This is a genomic window from Streptomyces sp. HUAS TT11 (assembly GCF_051553595.1).
Lineage (GTDB): Bacteria > Actinomycetota > Actinomycetes > Streptomycetales > Streptomycetaceae > Streptomyces.
This window is the reverse complement of sequence record NZ_CP196184.1, coordinates 1807387-1828344: the sequence shown is the minus strand read 5'-3', so window position 1 is coordinate 1828344 and position 20958 is coordinate 1807387. Positions and strand designations below refer to the sequence as shown.

The following is a 20958-nucleotide window of genomic DNA, read 5'->3' as shown; positions in this document are numbered from 1 at the left end:
ACCATCAAAAGCTAATCAAGGGGTTACCCATGGCGACTGTTCACCACCGGTACGCGACCGTTCGAGGCCGGCAGATCTTCTACCGGGAAGCAGGGCCGCACGACGCACCCGCCGTCGTGCTGCTGCACGGCTTCCCCACCAGCTCGTTCATGTTCCGCAACCTCATCCCGATCCTGGGCGAGCGGTACCACGTGATCGCGCCGGACCACCTCGGCTTCGGCCTGTCCGACGCGCCGAGCGCCGGCGAATTCGACTACACCTTCGACGCTCTGACCGACCTGACCAGGGGACTGCTCGACCACCTCGGCATCAGCCGCTACGCCATGTACGTCCAGGACTACGGCGCACCCATCGGCTGGCGACTGGCGCTGAACGACCCGGATGCGGTCACAGCCGTCATCACCCAGAACGGCAACGGCTACGACGAGGGGTTCGTCGAGGAGTTCTGGAAGACGGTCCGGGCCTACGAGCGTGAGCAGACCCCGCAGACCGAGGCGGCGATCCGCGGTGCGCTCACCCTCGATGTCACCAAGTGGCAGTACCTGACAGGCGTGGCCGACGAGAGTGTCGTCAGCCCCGACACCTGGCACCACGACCACCAGCTGCTCTCCCGTCCCGGCAACGACGAGATCCAGCTCAAGCTGTTCCGCGACTACGCCACGAACCCGCCGCTGTATCCGGACCTCCACGCCTATCTGCGGGAGCACAGGCCGCCGCTGCTCGCGGTATGGGGGAAGAACGACCCCATCTTCGGGCCCGCGGGAGCCGAGGCCTTCGCCCAGGACGTACCGGACGCCGAGATCCACCTCCTGGAGGGAGGCCACTTCCTCCTGGAGAGCGCACTCGACGAGGCAGCCGCGCTCATCACCGACTTCCTGGCCAGGACCCTCAAGGCCTGAACGGAGGCGCGGACGGAAAGGACGGACATGAACGGCGATTCGCCGACTGAGCGCAGGACTCCCGTCGTGCTGGTCCACGGGGCGTGGGCCGACGGGTCGAGTTGGGGGCCGGTGATCCGGCGGCTGCGGGACGAGGGCGTGGACGCATGCGCCGCTCCGCTGCCGCTGACGTCCCTCGGCGACGACACCGCCGCCCTCGAGCGGACCGTGCGGAGGGCCGGCGGACCGGCTCTCGTGGTGGGGCATGCCTACGCGGGAGCCGTGATCGGCTCGCTGCCGGCCGACCTGGTGAGGGGACTGGTCTACGTCGCAGCACTGGCTCCCGACGAGGGCGAGACCGTGGCCGATGTGTTCTACCGAGGAACGCCCCACCCGAAAGCCCCGCACCTCACACCGGACTCCGACGGGTTCGTCCGGCTTCCGGACGACGCGTTCGCCGAGGCGTTCGCGCAGAACGCCTCCCGCGAGGAGCAGTATCTGCTGCGTTCCGTGCAGAGACCCATCGCCGCCGCGTCCATCGGCACCGCCGTGGGGAGGCCCGCGTGGAAGGACCGTCCGGCCTGGTACTTCCTCGCGGAGGAGGATCGCATGATCACGGCGGACACCCAGCGCTTCATGGCGGAACGAATGAACGCGACGGTGCGGCCGGCGCACACCGACCACATGCCGCTGGTCACCGCGCCGGACCTGGTGACCGGGCTGATCGTCGAGGCGATCGAGGGGACGCGCCCTGCCTGAGAGCCGGCGACGAGGGCGGGAGCCTGTGTCCGTACCGGCTTCCGCCCTCCTCCGTGTGACAGGGCCGTCGGGCCGCGTCCACGGCTGACGCCCGCTCAGGCCCGGACGATCGCCAGTACCTCGTCCCGCAGCCGGGCCACGGTGTCCGCGTCGCGGGCCTCCACGTTGAGCCGCAGCAGGGGCTCGGTGTTGGAGGGCCGCAGGTTGAACCACCAGTCGGTGGCACTGATCGTCAGGCCGTCGAGTTCGTCGGCGGTCGAACCGTCCCGGTCGGCGAACGCCTCGCGGACCGCGGCGACGGTGTGCTGCTGATCGCCGACCACGCTGTTGATCTCGCCGGACGCCGCATAGCGCTGGTACTGGGCGACCAGCGCGGACAGCGGGCCGGTAGCGGCGCCGAGGGCGGCGATGACGTGCAGGGCCGCCAGCATGCCCGTGTCGGCGGACCAGAAGTCGCGGAAGTAGTAGTGCGCCGAGTGCTCTCCGCCGAACAATGCCCCGGTGCGGGCCATCTCGGCCTTGATGAAGGAGTGCCCGACGCGGGTGCGCACCGGAGTGCCCCCGTGTTCGCGCACCACGTCGGGCACCGCCCGTGACGTGATCAGATTGTGGATGACGGTGCTTCCCGGGTGGCCGGTCAGCAGCCGGGCCGCGATCAGGGCGGTCACGGTGGACGGCGACACCGCCTCGCCGCGTTCGTCCACGACGAAACAGCGGTCGGCGTCACCGTCGAAGGCCAGGCCCATGTCGGCCCCGGTCTCGCGCACCCGGTGCCGGAGGTCGACGATGTTCTTCGGGTCCAGCGGGTTGGCCTCGTGGTTAGGGAAGGTGCCGTCCAGTTCGAAGTACATCGGGACGACCTCCACCGGCAGGTCGCGGAAGACCGCGGGGGTGGTGAGGCCGGCCATGCCGTTGCCCGCGTCCACCACGATCTTCAACGGGCGCACGGCGGACAGGTCGACCAGTCCCAGGAGATGGGCGGCGTAGTCGCCGAGCATGTCCCGCCGGGTCAGGGAGCCCTGCGCACGTCCGCTTCCGGGCAGTCCGTCGGCCGACCAACGCTCCACAAGGGCGCGGATCTCCCGCAGACCGGTGTCCTGGCCGACCGGTGCCGCGCCCGCCCGGCACAGCTTGATGCCGTTGTAGCGGGCCGGGTTGTGGCTCGCGGTGAACATCGCGCCGGGGCGCTGCAGTGTGCCGCTGGCGAAGTACAGCCCGTCGGTCGAGCACAGGCCGATCTCGGTCACGTCGGCGCCGCGCCCGGCCGCGCCCTCGGCGAAGGCGCGTGCCAGACCGGGGGAACTGGGACGCATGTCGTGTCCGGTGACGATCGCCTCCGCGCCGGTCGTCTCGACGAAGGCCGCGCCGAACAGCCGGGCGAGGTCCTCGTCGAGCTGATCGGGAACGGTTCCGCGGATGTCGTAGGCCTTCACCAGGCCCGAGAGGTCGACGCCGGTTCTGTCACTCACTGGTCGTACTCCTTGTGCTTCAGCCATACGGCCGTGTCCTGTGGGATGCAGCGGCCTTCGAGCGGTGCGCTGGACAGCAGCACCTCGGCGCGGTCGTCCAGCGGCAGTGGCTGTGGGCCGAAGTTCACCACGCACCGCAGCCCTGCGCCGCGCTCGAAGGCGAACCACGCGCCGCTGTCGGGACCCTCCAACTTCAGTGCCGCGTCCGAGGCCGGGTGGTCGCGCCGCAGCCGCAGCGCCCTGCGGTACAGCGCCAGCACCGAACCGCCGTCGTTCTCCTGGGCCGCAGCGGTCAGTCCCGCCCAGTCCTCGGGCTGGGGGAACCAGCAGTCCTCGGGAGCGGCGGTGCTGAAGCCGTACGGCGGGGCCTCACCCTCCCAGGGCAGCGGCACCCGGGCCCCGTCCCGGCCGCGCTCCCGGTGGCCGGAGCGCTCCCACAGCGGGTCACGCAGCCGGCCGTCGGGGAGTTCGGCCTGCGGCAGCCCGAGTTCCTCCCCCTGGTAGACGTACGCCGCACCGGGCAGCGCCAGCATCAGCAGCGCCGCGGCACGCGCCCGGCGCTCGCCGACCCGGCCGCCGCCGTAGCGCGAGACCGGACGGACCGCGTCATGGCTGGAGAGCACCCAGGTGACCGGCGCCCCCACCGCCTGCATGGAGGCCGCGGACCGCTCGATCACGTCCCGCATCGCCGCACCGTCCCACGGGCACTCCAGGAAGGCGAAGTTGAAGGTCTGCTGCATCTCGCCGGGGCTGACGTAGCGAGCCAGCCGGTCGGGTTCGAAGATGCCGGCCTCCGCCACCATCACGCGTTCGCCGGGCGGTACGGCGCCGGCGGGGGCGGGACGGGTGTCCAGCAGGGTGCGCCACGTCCTGAAGAGCGGGTGCAGCTCCTCCTGGTCGTAGTAGGGCATCAGATGGTTGCGACGGATGTCCTGGTGCTGGCCGGGACCTGCGTCGGGCAGGCCCTCCGCCTTGAACAGGGTGTGGGCGACATCGACCCGGAAGCCGTCCACGCCGCGGTCCAGCCAGTGCTTCAGAATCCGCTCGAAGTCGGCGACGACCTCGCCGTCACGCCAGTTCAGGTCCGGCTGCTCGGGCGCGTGCAGATGCAGGTACCACTCGCCGGGAGACCCGTCGGGTTCGCGGGTCCTGGTCCATGCGGGACCACCGAACGCGGACTGCCAGTCGTTCGGGGGCAGTCGACCGTCCGTACCGAGACCGGGCCGGAAGACGTAGCGCTCCCTGGCCCGCGAGCCCGCCCCGGCGGCGACCGCCTCGCGGAACCAGGGGTGCCGGTCGGAGGTGTGGTTGGGGACCAGGTCGACCAGGACCTTGATACCCAGCTCATGGGCCCGCTCCACCAGGGCGTCGAAGTCCGCCGGCGTTCCCAGGTCGGACGCCACCGCGGTGTGGTCCGCGATGTCGTAGCCGCCGTCCGCGAGCGGCGACGGATAGAACGGGGTGATCCACACGGCGTCGACCCCGAGTCGGCGCAGATGCCCGAGCCGCGCCGCGGCACCGGCCAGGTCCCCGACGCCGTCCCCGTCGCTGTCGGCGAAGGACCGCGGGTAGATCTGGTAGCAGACGGCGTCGCGCCACCACGGTCCGGCGCGGTCCGGCACTCCCGGCCCGCTGGTGCCGGGCCGGGGGGAGTCCGGGCCCGCGAGGGGGCCGCCCGTGCCGGGGGTCGGGACCGTGGTCATGTCGATGCCCCCGCGGAGGTGCGGGAGGGGACGGTCACCGGCAGGGTGCGGCCGCTCTCCGCCGACCGGGTCGCGGCCTCGGCCACGGCGACGGCGGTGAGACCGGCGCGGGCGTCGGCCACCGGGGTACCGCCGTGCGCAGCGCAGTGCAGCAGGTCGGTCATGGCCGCCCGCACACTCTCGGCGTAGACGTGCGGCTTGCGCTCCTCGCCGCCCAGGTCGATCACGACGTCCACCCGATGCGGGACGACGCGCCGCACGCCCCGGCCGACGGCCGGGCGGTCCGAGCCGGCGTCACGCTGCACGGACACCGTGAACCGCTCGCCTCCGTGCGGACGCAACCCGGGCACCGCGAGCAACTCATCCGCCCGTTCCGGCAGTTGCGCCCAGCGGGCGGCGCCCGCCTCATCGGTCCAGGCGGTGACCGTCGCGAAGGTGGGGATCCAGCCGGTGACCCGGGCCTCGGCGAAGCCGTAGTCCAGGCGCATCAACTGCCGCTCGGCGCGGTGGGCGTGCGTGAAGGAGTGGGTGTGGGTCGCCACGCTCCCGCCGGGATGGGTCGCGGTGGCCACCACGATGTCCACCGGACCGCCGTCCCGCCGTACCGCGGTGCCGTGGACCGCGACCGGGTCGCTGCCCATCAGGGCGGCCGCCGCGTCGAAGAAGTGCACACCGTGCTCGATATGGATGCCACCACTGTGCGCCGGGTCCCAGAACCAGTGATCCGGGCCGAGATCCTCGTCGGAGGCGTCGTTCTCGAACAGGAACCGCCGCAACGGGTCCAGCAACCCCTCCTCGCCCAGCCGTTGGAGCAGCCGAAGGATCGGGTTGTAGCGCAGCACATGGTCGACCGCGAACACACCGGGCGCACGGGCCGCCTCCTCCGCGACACGTGCGGCGGCCTCGAGGGTGACGGCGACCGGCTTCTCGCAGAACACGTGCCTGCCCGCGCGCAGAGCGGTCACGGCACCGTCCGCGTGGGCGGCCGGCGGGGTGGCGAGGACCACCACGTCGACCTCCGGGATCCCCACCACCTCCTCGACGGACGTGGCAACACGCGCGCCGTGCCGCTCCGCCAGTACGCGGGCGCGCTCCCCGTCGGGGTCGGCGCACACGACGACCCGCAGACCGGGGATGTCGCGCACCGCGTCCAGCACGTACGCGCCGAAGCCGCCGCAGCCGACCAGCGCAAGACCCGCGTCGGGGGCGACGGTCATTCGGCCCGGTCCAGGCGGGCCACGCCGATGTGCGCGTCGGCCATGCCGTAGAAGACGTACCGCACGCCGTCGATCTCCTCGATGGCGGTCGGGAAGACCACGTTCGGCACGGTGCCGGAACGCTCCTCCTCGGTCTCCGGGGCCATCAGCGGCTCGGTGGTGCGGGCGAGCACCCGGGCCGGGTCGGCCGGGTCGAGGATCATCGCACCGGCGGCGTAGTGGACCGTCTGCACCTGGGCGAAAGGATCCTCGATGGTGCCGGAGACCCCGTGGTGGATGAGCAGCCAGCCCTCCTCGACACGGATCGGCGCCGGGCCGGCACCGATCTTGAGCTCTTCCCAGGGGTGCTCGGACAGCGCGACCAGCCGGTGGTGGCGCGGCCGGGCCAGTGCGCGGATGTCCTGCTTGACCTCGGCGACCGGGACGTAGGAGATCCAGATGCCGGGGCGCTCGTCGGTCACACCGGCGGGCAGGTGCACACCCTCGCCGGGGCGGAACCAGCCGAGGTCCCACATCGGGCGGTGCAGCATCGCGAAGTACATCTCACCGTCCGGGCCCGGCACGGGCTCGGGGAAGTGCACGACGTCCTTGTTCGGGAACAGGTTGAGGTCGGTGTCCAGGTCGGGCTGGTACTCGAACTGGATGGGGCCCAGACGCTCCCAGTGCACCAGGTCCTCGGAGACGGCGAGCGCCGGCTTGGGGCCGAGCGGACCGTACGCCACGTACGACATCACATGCCGTCCGAGGTCCTCGATCCAGGTGGTGCGGGGGTCCTCCACACCGGCGTTGTTCTTGCCGCGCTCCCAGCCCTCGTCCGGGGCGAGGACCACACCGCGGCGCTCGACCCCGGTGGGCACACCGTCCTCGACGGTCACCTCCGCGAGGCCGACCCGGGACACGTTGCCCTCCGCGACCAGCCGCGGCAGCAGGTGGAGCCTGCCGTCGGGGGTGCGGCCGGAGGCGGGGTTGAGTACACCCTCCACCTCCTCGGACTCGCCGGGCAGTGGGGACATCACGACGCCGACCCGGGTGAGACGGTAGGGGATGGGGGTGGTGGTGCTGTGGGACACGGGGGTTCAGCCCTTCGTTGCTGAGTCGAGGTCTGTGGAGGTGAAGCGGCGCTGGAAGACGATGTAGAGCGCCACCGCGGGGGCCGCGAGCACGCACGCCCCGGCGAGGATGGCGCCGAACGGATTGGCGGCGGCCGAGGCGACGGTGCTGATGTAGTTGGCCAGGGAGACGGCCAGCGGCTGCATGTCCTGCCGCTTGGTGACGAGGAACGGCCAGAGGAACTCGTTCCAGGGCCCGGTGAAGCTGAGCAGCACCACCGAGAGCAGGGCCGGCTTGCACAGCGGCAGCGCGATGCGGAACAGGATCTGCAGCTCGCCGGCCCCGTCCATACGCGCCGCCTCGAACATCGCCGGCGGCAGCTGCAGGAAGAACTGCCGGAAGATGAAGACGGCGGTGGTGTTGATCGCGAAGGGCAGGATCATGCCCAGATACGAGTCGGCCAGGCCGTAGTCGCGCACGATCAGCACGTACAGGGGGATCATCAGCAGCTGGAAGGGGATGACCTGCACCAGCAGCACCAGGGCGAAGGTGGTGCCCCGGCCCCGGAACTGCAGCCGCGCCAGCGCGTATCCGGCGAGGAGTCCGAAGACCGTGGTGCAGACGATCACACCGCCGGTGAAGATCCCGGAGTTCACCAGCGAACGCCCCAGCGAGATGGCCGAGTTGATCGCGGCGTAGTTGTGCAGGCTCAGGTTCCCGGGATCGGGGAACGCTCCGCTCGGGCTCGAGTCGGGCTCCTTCTGCAAGGAGCCGACGACCATGTAGTAGAAGGGGAAGAGGAAGGCGAACGCCCCGACGAGCAGCGCCAGCTTCGACCACAGCGACCTGGACGCGGAACCCGTGGCGCGCGCCGTGCGCCGGCGCTTCCTCGTGACCGAGGGTGTGATGTCTGCGGCCATCTCAGTCCCTCTCCAGGAATCGGCGGTAGACGAGCGAAATGGCCGTGATCAGTACGACGAGGATCACGCCGATGGCGGCGGCCTCATCGGGGTGCCCCTGCTGGAGACCCCGCTGGTACATCAGCAGCACGGGTGAGGTCGTCGCTCCGTCCGGTCCGCCACCGCTGGTGAGCAGGTAGGGCTCGGTGAACAGGTTGGCTCCGGTGATCGTGGCCAGGACCAGGACCAGCAGCGTGGCGGGACGCACCGCGGGCACCGTGATCGACCGGAACGTCCGGAACCGGCCCGCGCCGTCCAGGGCCGCCGACTCGTACAGCTCGTTCGGCACGTTCTGCAGCGCCGAGAGATACAGCACCACGAAGAAGCCCAACTGCTTCCAGGCGACGAAGACCGCGACGACCGGCATCGCCAGATGGGAGTTCACCAGCCACGAGGGGTCCGGAGCCAGCGGGCCGAGTGCCTGGTTGACCAGCCCGTTGGAGTTGAACAGGAAGATCCACACACCGACGACCGCCACACTGGCCGTGATGTAGGGGATGTAGTACGCCGTCCGGAAGAAGGAACGGAACGGCAGCTTCTTGTTCAGCGCACTGGCGAGGACCAGTGAGCCCACCACCGTCAGCGGCACGTTGATGACGAGGAAGACGGCGATGTTGAGGAAGGAGCGCCAGACGTCGGGGTCGGTCAGGACCGTGGTGTAGTTCTCCAGCCCGACGAAGGGCCGGTCGACCGAAACGCCCGGGGCGGCGAAGAAGTAGTCGTGGAAGGACATCCACACGGCGAAGCCGAGCGGATAGATGAAGATCGCGGCCAGGTACAGCACGTACGGGGAGACGAACAGCATCCCGATGGGCTGGTGCCCGCCGAGCCGCAGTCGCCACGATCGGCCCGAGGGCGTCCTCCCGCCCCCGGGCGCGGTGCGCCCGGGACCGTGGGTGTCATGAGTGGTGGAGGTCATGGCAGCGCGTCACTGGTTCTCTGCCAGCTTGTCGACCTTGCCCGCGGCTTCCTTGAAGGTGCCCGTGAGGTCGCCCTTGCCGAAGATGACGGCCTTGGTGTAGGCGTCGCGGAAGGTCTGCCAGATCTCGACCGAGTTCGGCACGTTCGGCGCCTCGACGGTGTGCTCCGCCTGCTGCGCGAAGGCCGTGTAGTCCTTGTGGGACGCGAAGTACGACGGGTAGGCCGACGCCAGCGCCTGGCGCATCGGCATCTGGCCGGTCGCCTCCAGGAGCTTGCCGTCCTGCTCCTTGCCGGTGGCGAACTTCATGACGTCCCAGGCGGTCGCCCGGTTCTTGCAGGAGGAGTACATGCCGATCGACTTCTCGTCGCTGAAGGTCCCCTTGCCGGCCGCGCCGTCGGCGGTCGGCACCGGCACGGCACCCCACTTGACCTTGTCGCCGTAGACGGAGACCGCCCAGGGACCGACGGTGGCCATCGCGGCCTTGCCCTCGGCGAAGGCGTCGCCGTTGAAGGTCTCCTTGGGGGCGAGGCCCTCGGAGTACATGGTCTTCCACATCTCGGCGGACTTGAGGCCCTCGGGCGAGGCGAACTGCGCCTTGCCGTCCTCGACGAGCTGCTTGCCGGTGCCTGCCGCGAACAGCGGGTAGAAGTCGAACCAGGACTGGTAGAACTCCGAGGTCGGCGCCGGCCAGATGGCGGCCTTGGCGACCCCGCTGTGCACGAGCTTGCGCGAGGTGTCAAGGAAGTCCTGGTAGGACGCCAGCTTGGGGTGCTCGGGGTCAAGGCCGGCCTTCTTGAAGAGCTCCTTGTTGTAGAAGATCATCACCGGGTTGCTCTTCCACGGCAGCTGGTAGTACTTGCCGTCCGGGGAGGCGTACTGCCCGAGCCGGTCGCCGACACGGGACTGCAGGTACTGCTTGCCGTCGGGGAAGTCGTCCAGCGCGACCAGGCCGCCCTGCTTCTGGAAGCCGGGCACGGCCGCCGGAGCGGTGTTGAGCACCAGGCACGGCGCGTTACCGGCGGTGATCGCCGCGCCGATGACCTCCTCGGAGCTCTTGCCGGCCGGGATCTCCTGCGCGCTCACCTTCTCCTTGGGGTGGGCGGCGTTCCAGGACGCCACCATGCTCTTGCCCCACGCGACTTCCTGCGCGTTGTTGGAGTACCAGATGGTGATGGGGCCACGGGAGTCGTTCGCCGCGGCACCGGAGTCCGATCCGCCGCCGCACGCGGTCAGGGCGAGCGCCGCTGCCGGCAGCAGGGCGAGGAGGGCCTTCTTCATTGGAGGTTCCGTTTCTCACTGGGGGTGGTCAGCCGGCGGGTACGACGTCGCTGAGAAGCGTTCGCCGGCCGCCTTCCGGGAGGGGGGAGGGGTCTGGGGGCCGCCGTCAGGGGCGGTCATCGGCTTCCACGGACGGGAACGGGGCCGGTCGAGCCGCGTACGACCAGCGTGGCCGGGTCCAACTCGACGTCGGCCGTGCTGCCGTGCTCGATCAATTCGACCAGTGCCCGGGCCGCGGCCCGGCCCCACAGGACCGGGTTGGCGCGGCAGGTCGTCAGCGTCGGACTGGTCCAGGAGGCCAGGGGTACGTCGTCGAAGCCCACCACGGAGAGGTCGTCGGGCAGTCGCAGGCCCGCGTCCTGGGCCACCGCCATACCGGCGGTGGCCGACAGGTCGTTCCCGTAGACGATCGCGGTCGGGGGAGTGGGCAGGTCCAGCAGTGCCCGGGTAGCACGCGCCCCGCCCTCGGCCGTGAAGCCTCCGGGCAGTGACGTCCCGCGGGGCAGGCCCGCTTCGGCGAGTGCGTCCGCCCATGCCTGGTGGCGGCGCCGTGCGTGCACGAACTCCTCGGGACCGGCCACGTAGGCGATGTCGCGATGTCCCAGCTCCACGAGGTGGCGTACGGCGTCGCGGACCACGGGACGGTCGTCGAGGTTCACCGCCGGCAGGTCCCTGTCCGACTCGATGGCGCCCACCGCGACCGCGGGCAGACCGAGCTCCGCCACCAGGTCGGGCCGCGGATCGTCGAGGCGCAGGTCGGTCAGGAAGACACCGTCGACCCTGCGGTCGGCGGCGAGTCTGCGGTAGGTCTCCACCTCGTCGCCGGGGCGGCTCATCTGCAGCATCAGCCCGTCACCCGTCTCGGAGATCACCGACTCGATACCGGCCATGAAGGCCGGGTAGAACGGGTCGGTGCCGATGAGGTCCGGTTCGCGGGCCAGGACCAGGCCGACGGCACGGGCACGGCCCGTGGACAGTGCTCTCGCACTGCGACTCGGGGTCCATCCCAGCTTCTCGGCCGCGGACCGGACCCGCTCCTGAGTGGCGAGTGCCACACCGGGGCGGTTGTTCAGGACGAAGGAGACGGTCGCCCGGGACACCCCGGCCAGCTCCGCGACATCCGCGATCGTGGGACGACGGGCCATGGGTGACCTCCGGTTTCTGCCAGCTGGGCAAGCGACGACATATGGCCGGTTCTTATCGCCGCAAGGGCATCCGGGACCGCACCTGGACGGCGCCGCCTACAGAGCAGGGCAGGACATGCCCCTGACCACGCCACCGTTGCAGGCGAGCGCGACCGGGACTTGAACCGGTTTAAAAGGCGGTCATAGCTTCGGCTCCACCCCCCGTTAAGTCAAGAGCCCATATTTATAAACCCAGTTGGTCAGCATTTATCAGGAAATGTCCTTTAAGGGCGGTCTGTGCCGCGGCCAACCCCGGAGTCTCGCCGCGCGCGTCGGCGACTCGAGGGGCGACGGCGATTGCCCGCATCCCGGGGTGGCCGAAATGGCGCGGTTGGTGGGTGTCGAGGGGCCGGCCCGGTGTCTCGATGTGTGCCCGGACGTCCGGGGCGGGCTGCTCGCCCTCCGAGGGGCGTGTCGGACGGAACCCGCTCGGCGCCGGCGTACGCGGCTTCCGGTTCGCGGTTTCGTTCGAGTTGCGGCTTCACGGAAGGCTACATATCGTAACGTGCAGTAACGGTGATCCCCGATGTGGGCGTAGGCATCTCATTGCCGCCGGTCCCGGCCCGGATCCGGCCGGTGGCTCCCCGGGCCGGACGAATCCTGTGCCGGATTTCTGCTGTCGCCGATGAGGAATGCGAGCCCGTCGAGAGCTCCTTCTCGAAAAAATCTTGGAACAGCTCGAGGAGATCAGCCATGTCCGAGACATCCCAGCGGCGCTCTCGCCGAGAGTTCATGTCCCTCTCGGCCGCCGCGATGACCGTGGCAACCACCGGAGCCTTCGGCCCGCTCTCCGGAACACCGTCCGCGACGAGCGGAAGTGCACGGGAAAGCGCACGCATCCGCCCCTTCCGTGTTCATGTCGAGGAGCGGGAACTGGCCGAACTCCGTCGACGTATCATCGCGACCCGCTGGCCCGACCGTGAGACCGTCCACGATCAGTCCCAGGGCGTGCAGTTGGCGACGATGCAGGAACTGGCACGGTACTGGGGAACGGCCTACAACTGGCGCACCATCGAGGCGAAGCTGAATTCCCTGCCGCAGTTCATGACCAGGATCGACGGGCTGGACATTCACTTCCTCCACATCCGCTCCCGTCACGCGAACGCTCTGCCGATGATCCTGACCCACGGCTGGCCGGGCTCGATCCTCGAATTCCTGAAGCTGATCGACCCGCTCACCAACCCCACGGCCCACGGCGGAGGCGCGCAGGACGCCTTCCATCTCGTCATACCCTCGATGCCCGGCTACGGCTTCTCGGAGAGGCCGACGACCACGGGCTGGAACCCCGCACGCATCGCGCGCGCCTGGGCGGTACTGATGGAGCGACTGGGATACAAGCACTTTGTCTCCCAGGGCGGCGACTGGGGCGCGGTGGTCTCGGACAAGATGGCGGTCCAGAAACCCCCGGGACTGCTCGGCATCCACGTCAACTTCCCCGCCACCGTCCCTCCGGACATCGCGCAGAAACTCGAATGCGGCTACCCGGCTCCGGCCGGCCTGTCCGCCGACGAGAAAGCGGCGTACGAAAAGCTTGCCGACTTCTACAAGAAGGGCTCGGGTTATTCGGCCATGATGGTCACCCGCCCGCAGACCGTCGGCTACGGACTGACGGACTCGCCGGCCGGACTGGCCGCCTGGATGTACGACAAGTTCGCCGCGTGGACCGACAGCGGAGGCCATCCGGACCGGGTGCTCACCAAGGACGAGATGCTCGACGACATCACGCTCTACTGGGTCACGAACACCGCGGTTTCCTCCGCCCGCCTCTACTGGGAGAACAACGCCAACAACTTCAACGCCGTCTCGGTCTCCCTCCCGGCCGCCGTCTCGGTGTTCCCGGGCGAGATCTACCAGGCGCCGCGGAGCTGGACCGAGCGCAGCTATCACAAGCTGATCTACTTCAACAAAGCACCCAGAGGCGGTCACTTCGCGGCCTGGGAAGTCCCGGAGATCTTCTCCGACGAACTGCGGGCGGCGTTCAGGTCACTGCGCTGACCTCCGGATCCCGGTGGGGTGCCGACCCGCGGCATCGAAGGTGATGCCGCGGGTCCCGCGCACCGCGGAACACCCACCCGGCACGCTGCGGAGCAGCCACCGACGGGTGCGTCGGCCTGCGTACGCCGTTGTCCGAGGGGAGCGGTACGGTCGGCGCTCGTGAACGAACAGCGGGGCGGCGACAGCGTGGTGAGACAGTTCGCGGGGGAGTTCGAGACCCATCTGACGGTCCGGGCGGTGAACTGCGGAGAAGGGGACGACGCGATACGTCGCTGGGCGGAACACCACGGAATCAAGTACACGCGCATCGTTCTCGACCGGGGACGAACACCGGACCAGCCCATGCTGACCTGTCCGGGGCGGGGGCACCTGGCCGGGCAGTTGGCGACGGCACGGCAATGGTCGCAACGGCTGCACGACGACGGGTTCCGAGTCGTACGGCTGAAGATCGAGGCCGCGCCGTGGAACGCCGACGTCCCGGAGACGGACGGCGAGGCCGCGGACCTGCCCGGCCACTGCTACTTCGAACACCACGCCAAGCTGGTCCTGGCCGGCGAGTCCCAAGTGGCCGCGGTGCGGGCGCTGGCCGCGCCGCACTCGGCACACGTCTCCCGCAACGCCCGCCGGACGTCGGCCGACGGCAGGCACGAGCGCTTCGTCACCCAGCGCTGCCGGGGCGTCGGCGGGGCCGAGGCGGCCCGGCGCCTCGACGTGCTCCTTCGCGTGCTGGCGGCGGCCGGGTACGAGGCGGCGGAGGTGGAGAAGGAGTTCGTCGTGTACGACGACAACCCCGCCGTGGACGCCGGCTGGTTCAAGGGCGGGCCGAGGCTCGTATGACGGCACCGGAACCACCCGCCGCACCTGTGCCTCCGCCGGGCGGTGAGAGTGACGTCCCGCCGGCTGTGGACCCGGGCCGGGGCGGGGTGGACGATGCGGCGCAGCGCGAGCCGGCGTCCCCGGAGGTCCGGAGGCGGAACGGCGTCGACCGCCGAGCAGCCCATCGTGCGGCCCTGGACCACGTACTCGCCCTTGTCGCCGACGCTCCCTGGAGCGGAACTCTCGTACTGCGCGGGAGCATGGTCATGCAGGCGTGGCTCGGGAGCGCGGCGCGTGAACCGGCGGACCTCGACTGGGTCGTCCTGGAGAACGCCGTCGGGATCGATCCACTGGACCCGTATCCGTACATCGACGGAGCCGACGCGGTGCAGCAGTGGCCCGAGGCCGCCGACGGCGCGGCACGCTACGAGATGTGGACCTACGAGGAGTTCGACACAGGTGGGCAGCGGCCGGTGCTGCCTCCGGAGGGTCTGCACTGGCTGCACGAGCAGGAGGCCGCCGATGCCGGCCCTCCGTACCTGGACCTGCTCGACCGCGTGGAGCGGTGGCCGGAGGCGGCCCCGGGGTTGCTCCTCGCCGCGAAGGAGGCGCGCGTGGACGGCACTTGGACGTACACGGAATACGACACGCCAGGGGTGCGACTGGTCGTCCCATGGCACACGGAAGGCCTGCCGCCCGGCGAAGTGCGTCTCGACTTCGCCCGGGGCGAGTGGCTTCCCGAGTCCCCGGTGTGGACACTGGTACCGCGCGGCGACGGGGGCAGGCCCACGGCGGTACGAACGGCGAGCCGCGACCTGTCCCTCGCCTGGAAGGTGCTGTGGCTGTACTGCGACAGCCGCGACGGCCGGACGGCACAGGGCAAGGATCTGTATGACGCGGTGCTCCTCGCGGAGGCCGAGGGAGCGTGGCTCTCGCCGCGTCTGCTCCGCAGGGTCTTCGGTCGCGTTTCGGACGCCGGAGCCGACGGTTTCGACCCGGCCACGGTGGCCCGTTGGGAGGTGGACTGGGCCGAGTTCCAGGAGAGGCACCCGTGGGTGACGGGAACCGGGGAGGACTGGCTCCACCGACTGGGCCGAGCGTTGGGAACGATATTCACGGAGCACCGGCCTGCACCGGCCACCGGACGCACCGGTGGCACCCCTCAGGTGCGCGGTGTGCAACGGAGATGCCACGATCGATGACGGTCGCGCGGGAGAGGCGTGTGTGTGATGACTGATTCCTGGGAGGGATTCGGACGGCGGAGTCGCGCAGTGCCTCGAGTCCCGCTGGACGACGAGGTCCGGGCGCGCCTCGACCTGCCGCCGACGCTGCGTCCCGTCAAGGACGACCGCGTCGTGCAGCGGCCGGTGTTCGACCCTGCGCTCAAGCAGTACTCCCAGGCCTATCGAGCCTCGGATCCCCGGTTCACCGACCCTGACGTCGAACTGGCCTGGCATGCGGCTCGCCGCGCCGCGATCGAGCTGGTGCTCTCGGCGATCTCCGGCTCCCCATGGGCGGCCTCGCTCGTGCTGCGCGGCAGCGTGCTGCTCCGTGCCTGGTTCGGGGATGCCGCACGAGAGCCGGGCGACCTGGACTTCGTCGTCGCCCCGGCGTCGTGGCGGATCGAGGAGGAGCGGACCGACGCCATGCTCGAGGGTGTGGCCCGGGCCGCCGAGAGGGCGGCGCTGCACGGTGCCGGAGTGGTACGGATCGACGCGGAGGAAGCGGTCAGCGACGACATCTGGACGTATGACCGGGTCCCAGGACGGCGCCTGGTACTGCCGTGGAGCTCCGACGGGTTGCCCGGCGGCGTCGTACAACTCGACTTCGTCTTCAACGAGCATCTTCCCGTCGACCCCGAACCCGTCCTGCTCCCCTCGGCGTCGGGTGACCCGCAGGCCGTACTGAGCGCGGCCACGGCCGAGTTGTCACTGGCCTGGAAACTCATGTGGCTGGTGAGCGACATGCATCCGCAGGGCAAGGACCTCTACGACGCCGTTCTGCTGGCCGAACACACGCCGCTGCGTGACGAACTGCTGCGGCACGTCTTCCTGGACGCGGGGCCCGACGGGTGCCGGCCGGTGGGGCTGCGTGAGATCGCCGGCCTCAAGGGCTGTGTCGAGTGGGAACATTTCATCACCGAATACCCCGACATCACCGAGGGTGTCGCCGACTTCGTCGACCGCCTGGTCGCCGCGCTCGCACCGACGTTCCGAAGCGTCGAGGCGGTGGGGCACGGGGAAGACGGGTACGCCCGCCACGTGTGGTGGTTGGAGCCCCGGATCCGGGACTGCCGGGAACTGCTGAAGCGGACGAGCATGCGCGCCGTGCAGGAGAAGATGCACGCGGCCGGTCTCCCGTTGCTGACGGCCATCGTCGTCACGCGGGAACTCCTCGGTGCCGATCGCCACACCCTGGAGGACGCACGTTCCGTCGTGTTCGACGACCCCTCCTGGCATTGGCTGGCCGAGTCGCATCGGCGCAGCGGCGGTTGGCTCGACAGAGAACTCGAACGGCTGCAGAAGACGGTGACGCCAAGTCCCGCGGCGCGGTGTTGAGGTCCGCACCCCCTTCCCGGGGTGCGGACCTCCGGCTCGGCCGGTGACGCTCGGGGCGCCCGTCTCGAGGTGCCCGACGAAGCGGCGCGAGAAGGTGGTGCCGGAGCTGACCATGACCGTGAAGTCGTACCGACCGCCGTTGTGGGCAACGGCGTTGAAGGAGTTGTCCACGAAGTTTCCGGCGGTCATCCGGTGGGTCCGGCCGTCACCGCGGTAGTTGCCGGACGTGATGGTGAAGGTGACGTCCGCCGGGCTCCGGTTGGTCATGCGGAACCGGACCGCCTGCTTGCCGGTGGTCGGCGCTGCGGCGTAGGAGCAGCCGACCTCGATGTCCTCGGCCGGCCCGAGTGCGTTGCCGGTGAAACGACGCAGGAAGCGGTCGGGGCCGACGACGGTCAGGTCGTGGAGCCCGTTGCCGTAGCCGCTGCCGACGTTGAAGTAGTCCTCCACCTGTCCGTCGGTGTGCGTGGCGCTGTTGCAGGGGCCGACGGTGTACTGCCACGGGCCGCCGCTGCGGCAGGCGCCGGTGTAGACCGAGAAGGGCACCGACTCGGTGGCCTGTACGCCCTGGTTCGCCATGTCGATCCAGACCAGGATCCGGCCGTTCGCATGGTGGTCGAACCGGCTGACGTAGGGGTTCGGCTGATACGGCAGGGCATTCTGCTCGGCGTGATGCGGTCGTCGCACGGCGGGGACGCGGTTGCCGGTGGCCGGAACGCCGGTGAATGCCACGGGGGTTACCGCGCGCATCCGCCGGGGCCCCGTTGCGCTCCGAGTGCGCTTCCCTTCGCGGCGCCGCTGGACACCGTCCGCTGCCGGGGTCGTGTCGGGGGGCCCATTCGATAAAGGCGCTCAATCGGGCGATAAGTGGGCGGTCTTGGACACGTACCGGCTCGCGAGGTCACGATGCTGGGCGTGATCCCCGTCTTCACGGACGACGAGCCGCCGTGGCCGGAAGCGGGGACCGTGCCGAGGAGTTCCCGTGCTGATGCCGAACGCCCAGGTCCAGTCCTCGCCCGGCAGTCCGGAGAGATCGCGCTGCTCCGAGATCGTCGTCTCCACGCCCGGGCCGGAACGTCGCATTCATGGCATATGACGTGCCCAGGACGCAGGAAGCCGTGGATGCGCCGCCCCGCCCGACGAAGCGCTCTCCGGTCCGCCGGCGGAGTCCCGGCGCGTCGCGCCTGCCTCCGCGCACCGTCGCCGCTGCCCTCACCACATCGGTCGGATTGGCCGTGCTGGTGGCCCTGGGGGCGCTCATGCACCAGACGGTGCTCGTGCCGCCGCTCGCGGCCACGATGGCGATCGTGACCGCGACCCCCGAATCGCCTCTCGCGCAGCCCCGCCACATCATCGGCGGCCACATGCTGTCGTGCCTCGTCTGCTTCGCCGTGCTCACCCTTGGATGGCGCGGCCCTTGGGCCGCCGTGGTGGCCTGCGGTGTCGCCTGCGGACTTGTGCTGGTGCTCAGAGCGGCCCATCCGCCGGCCATGGCGACCGCCGTCATGATCATGCTCACCGAACCGCATGCCACCCGCTTCGTCCCCCTGCTGGCCGCCGGCGCCGCGCTGCTCGTCGCGGTGCAGATGGTCTCCGCCCGTCTGCGGCGCGAGGTCTATCCCGTGTTCTGGTGGTGAGCCGCCGCGGTCGTGACACGGTCGAGGAAGGCGACCCGCCCGCACCGTCTCCGAGGCGGTCCCACGACTCGACCGGGAGCGGCGCGGTGAGCCCGGTGAGCAGGGGCACGCCCAGGTGCAGGCTGCGCGGTCCCGTCAGCAGTCCCAGGAGGCGGGCCCGTTCGGTGACCGCTGCGTTGACATCGGTGGTGACGAGGCAGGCCTTGCGGGCCGCCTCGCGTACCTCGGCCCAGAGCGTCGGCTGCGCCTCCGGTGTGACCGCAAGGCCTTCCGGCCCGCTGCCGCCGACCCGCCGGCAGGAATGCGAACATGCCGCCCGGTGACGGACCGTGTATCACGACCCCCACTCCTTCGGCGCACGGCGACCAGGCCGGCTGCACGCCTGTTCCCGACGCATCCGCACGCGTGCGGCTGTGTGCACAGCGCCGCGTGCGCCGTCCCAGGTTGCCCGACGGCGCACTCGTGCGAGTCCGTCGTCGTGAAGAGACGGCCGTTTCCGCTTCCGACGGCCGCTGCGGGGCGTGCGAGCCCCCGGATGTCGCTGCTCGATCGAGGTGCCGAGGGCTGGCAGGTGCCGTTCGGCCCGGACACAGGATCTTCAGATTTCCGTCTGTTTCCCGGTCGGCGGCAACCCGTCGTTCACGGGCCCGTCGCCGTGGGACGGCTTGCTGGGAGCGAAGTTATATAGACAACTTTGCTCGCCCGGGTGCCGCCGCGACGGTACCCGGGGCGGAGAGGACCCAACACCATGCCACCCCTCTCACAGGTCGCCGCGTCCGGGAGCAGCATCACGATCGGCTCCACGACGCCCCCGCAACGCGGCGACAAGTTGACCTTCAAATGGTCGACCGACGCCCCCGACCCGAAGAACTGGATCGGCGTCTACGATGGTGACCGGTTGCCCGGCAACGGCGGCGGTTCCCTTGTCTGGACGTACGTCTCCGGCACATCGGGGCAGACGACCCTCGACACCTCGGGACTGAGCGACGGCCCGTACACCGCCTATCTGCTCGCCAAGGACGGCTACGGCGTGCTCGCCAAGACCGAGCCGTTCACCTTCGAAGGCGCCCCCACGGGCGACTCGCTCGAGCTGAAGACCACCGCCCCGTACGAGGGCGACAAGCTCTCCTTCCACTGGACGACCGACGCACCCGACGCCAAGAACTGGGTCGGCGTCTACGACGGCAGCCGGGTGCCCGGGAACGGCGCCTCCCTCGCCTGGGAGTACACCCCCGGAGCCTCCGGCGACATCACGATCGACACCTCGGGGCTGAGCGGCGGGCCGTACACCGCCTACCTGTTGGCCAAGGACGGCTACGGCATCCTGGCCCGCACCACCCCGTTCAGCTTCGCGGTCCGCCCCGTGATCCCGCGCCCGCACGCGGTGGTGGACGCCCTCACCACCGCCCCGCAGACCGCCGGCGCGTCCTTCTCCGTGCCGCTGGGCGGCCTGTGGATCAGGCCCGAGGGCAATGCGGCCGGCAGCGCGACCTTCACACGTGTCGCGGGCGACCCGTGGTTGTCGGTGGCCGCGGACGGCACGGTCAGCGGCAAGGCCCCGGCCCTCGCGCCGCGGACACCCGGCCGGGTGGTGGCCGCCGTCACCGACAGCGCCGTGGGCAGCGACACCGTCACCGTCCAGGTGCCGGTGCGTGCCTCCAGGGACCGGCTCCGGCTCAAGGTCGCCACGCTGAACCTCTGGGACGCGGGCACCCATGTCGACGGGTTCCTGGAGAAGCAGCTCAGGCTTGTGCTCACCCAGGGCCTGGACGTCGTCGCGGTCCAGGAATGCGGTGACGACGGGGCCGCGAGGCTCGCCGGAGCGCTCGGCTGGCAGGTGCACCAGGCCGGGGGCCTCGGCATCGTCAGCCGCTACCCGCTCACCGGCCTCGTCGCGCCCACCGCGGCGCTCCCGGCCGCCGCCGCGACCCTGCACCTGCCGGGCGACACCACGGTGCGCCTGTGGACCGCCCAGCTGGACGAGGCCGACTACGGCCCGTACGCGCTGCTGGCGGGCCGGACCGCCGCACAGGTGGAGTCCGCGGAGCGGGGGACGACGCGCTACCGGCAGACGCAGGCGCTGGTGGCCGCGATGCGGGCGGACGTCGCCTCCCGCAACCCCGTCGTACTGGCAGCCGGTCTCGCCTCGCCGTCGCACCACGACTGGACGAACCGGACGGCATCCGCGCACGGAGGCGTGGGGCGCTTCCGCTGGCCCGTCACCGAGGCGCTGGAACAGGCAGGCCTCGTCGACGCGTTCCGCGACGCCCGCTCCAACCCCGTGAAGGCGCCGGGCATCACCTGGTCCCCCGTCAGACCGCAGCGCGAGGACGGCGGCAAGGAGCCCCAGGACCGGATCGACCAGATCCAGTACGCGGGACGGCTGAAGGTGCTGGAGGCGCACAGCCTGTTCACCGGCTGGCCCCGGCCGGTGCCGGGCACCTCCGCCAACGGCTGGCCCTCGGACCACGCGGCCGCCGTCGCCACCTTCTCCCTGCCCGCCCGCGGCTGACCCCCCGAACGACCTGAAGGA

General features: G+C 70.5%; 17 protein-coding genes and 1 pseudogene. 8 read left to right on the top strand and 10 right to left on the bottom strand.

The genetic code is table 11. From position 1 onward, the window contains the following. The first annotated feature begins 29 nt into the window (after nucleotides 1-29). Nucleotides 30-899 carry an alpha/beta fold hydrolase gene (locus tag ACSHXN_RS08380; protein WP_355133910.1) on the top strand — a complete coding sequence of 290 codons (870 nt, stop codon included), beginning with the start codon at nucleotides 30-32 and terminating at the stop codon, nucleotides 897-899. 27 nt (nucleotides 900-926) lie between these two features. Next, entirely contained in the window at nucleotides 927-1637 is a 711-nt protein-coding gene (locus ACSHXN_RS08375) for an alpha/beta fold hydrolase (RefSeq protein ID WP_355133908.1), read from the top strand. A 95-nt stretch (nucleotides 1638-1732) separates the two neighbouring features. Here ACSHXN_RS08375 and ACSHXN_RS08370 read toward each other — a convergent pair whose 3' ends face one another. From ACSHXN_RS08370 to ACSHXN_RS08335, 8 genes are all read right to left on the bottom strand, one after another. Beyond that, the gene (locus ACSHXN_RS08370; protein WP_383355577.1) at nucleotides 1733-3106 is read right to left on the bottom strand and encodes a phosphomannomutase/phosphoglucomutase; all 1374 of its coding nucleotides are present in this window, start codon (nucleotides 3104-3106) and stop codon (nucleotides 1733-1735) included. Next, on the bottom strand, nucleotides 3103-4809 hold the full coding sequence (locus ACSHXN_RS08365) for a glycoside hydrolase family 13 protein (RefSeq protein WP_438302867.1): 1707 nt from the start codon (nucleotides 4807-4809) through the stop codon (nucleotides 3103-3105). The genes ACSHXN_RS08370 and ACSHXN_RS08365 overlap by 4 nt, the downstream gene beginning before the upstream one ends. Then, the gene (locus tag ACSHXN_RS08360) at nucleotides 4806-6026 is read right to left on the bottom strand and encodes a Gfo/Idh/MocA family protein (RefSeq protein ID WP_356112231.1); all 1221 of its coding nucleotides are present in this window, start codon (nucleotides 6024-6026) and stop codon (nucleotides 4806-4808) included. Before ACSHXN_RS08360 ends, ACSHXN_RS08365 begins: the two co-directional genes overlap by 4 nt. Then, nucleotides 6023-7096: a glycoside hydrolase family 130 protein gene (locus ACSHXN_RS08355; protein ID WP_355133900.1), complete on the bottom strand. Its 1074-nt coding sequence runs from the start codon at nucleotides 7094-7096 to the stop codon at nucleotides 6023-6025. Before ACSHXN_RS08355 ends, ACSHXN_RS08360 begins: the two co-directional genes overlap by 4 nt. A gap of 6 nt (nucleotides 7097-7102) precedes the next feature. Beyond that, nucleotides 7103-7996: a carbohydrate ABC transporter permease gene (locus ACSHXN_RS08350; protein ID WP_355133898.1), complete on the bottom strand. Its 894-nt coding sequence runs from the start codon at nucleotides 7994-7996 to the stop codon at nucleotides 7103-7105. A gap of 1 nt (nucleotide 7997) precedes the next feature. Continuing rightward, the gene (locus tag ACSHXN_RS08345) at nucleotides 7998-8954 is read right to left on the bottom strand and encodes a carbohydrate ABC transporter permease (RefSeq protein WP_355133896.1); all 957 of its coding nucleotides are present in this window, start codon (nucleotides 8952-8954) and stop codon (nucleotides 7998-8000) included. 9 nt (nucleotides 8955-8963) lie between these two features. Next, nucleotides 8964-10235 (bottom strand): extracellular solute-binding protein, encoded by a 1272-nt coding sequence (locus ACSHXN_RS08340; RefSeq protein WP_355133894.1) that lies wholly within the window; start codon nucleotides 10233-10235, stop codon nucleotides 8964-8966. Nucleotides 10236-10351: 116 nt separating this feature from the next. Continuing rightward, on the bottom strand, nucleotides 10352-11380 hold the full coding sequence (locus ACSHXN_RS08335) for a LacI family DNA-binding transcriptional regulator (RefSeq protein WP_438302866.1): 1029 nt from the start codon (nucleotides 11378-11380) through the stop codon (nucleotides 10352-10354). Between the two features lie 732 nt (nucleotides 11381-12112). On the opposite strand from ACSHXN_RS08335, the gene ACSHXN_RS08330 reads away from it, so the two are divergent. The 4 genes from ACSHXN_RS08330 to ACSHXN_RS08315 all read left to right on the top strand — a co-directional run bounded on the left by ACSHXN_RS08330 (nucleotide 12113) and on the right by ACSHXN_RS08315 (nucleotide 16788). After that, entirely contained in the window at nucleotides 12113-13414 is a 1302-nt protein-coding gene (locus ACSHXN_RS08330) for an epoxide hydrolase family protein (protein ID WP_438302865.1), read from the top strand. A gap of 159 nt (nucleotides 13415-13573) precedes the next feature. Further along, entirely contained in the window at nucleotides 13574-14251 is a 678-nt protein-coding gene (locus ACSHXN_RS08325) for a hypothetical protein (RefSeq protein ID WP_438302864.1), read from the top strand. 245 nt (nucleotides 14252-14496) lie between these two features. Further along, nucleotides 14497-15432: a nucleotidyl transferase AbiEii/AbiGii toxin family protein gene (locus ACSHXN_RS08320; RefSeq protein WP_438302863.1), complete on the top strand. Its 936-nt coding sequence runs from the start codon at nucleotides 14497-14499 to the stop codon at nucleotides 15430-15432. A 69-nt stretch (nucleotides 15433-15501) separates the two neighbouring features. Next, nucleotides 15502-16788: a nucleotidyl transferase AbiEii/AbiGii toxin family protein gene (locus tag ACSHXN_RS08315; protein ID WP_438302862.1), complete on the top strand. Its 1287-nt coding sequence runs from the start codon at nucleotides 15502-15504 to the stop codon at nucleotides 16786-16788. Between the two features lie 81 nt (nucleotides 16789-16869). Here the strand turns inward: ACSHXN_RS08315 and ACSHXN_RS08310 are convergent. Then, nucleotides 16870-17538: pseudogene (locus tag ACSHXN_RS08310) on the bottom strand (phospholipase domain-containing protein); the annotation flags it as partial. A 102-nt stretch (nucleotides 17539-17640) separates the two neighbouring features. After that, nucleotides 17641-17871, bottom strand: a complete 231-nt coding sequence (locus tag ACSHXN_RS08305) for a hypothetical protein (RefSeq protein ID WP_355133882.1) — start codon at nucleotides 17869-17871, stop codon at nucleotides 17641-17643. A gap of 2 nt (nucleotides 17872-17873) precedes the next feature. Here ACSHXN_RS08305 and ACSHXN_RS08300 point away from each other — a divergent pair, with 2 nt between their 5' ends. Together ACSHXN_RS08300 and ACSHXN_RS08295 are read left to right on the top strand one after the other, a co-directional pair. After that, on the top strand, nucleotides 17874-18425 hold the full coding sequence (locus tag ACSHXN_RS08300) for an HPP family protein (protein WP_438302861.1): 552 nt from the start codon (nucleotides 17874-17876) through the stop codon (nucleotides 18423-18425). Between the two features lie 748 nt (nucleotides 18426-19173). Continuing rightward, on the top strand, nucleotides 19174-20937 hold the full coding sequence (locus ACSHXN_RS08295) for an endonuclease/exonuclease/phosphatase family protein (RefSeq protein WP_438302860.1): 1764 nt from the start codon (nucleotides 19174-19176) through the stop codon (nucleotides 20935-20937). The last annotated feature ends 21 nt before the right edge of the window (nucleotides 20938-20958 follow it).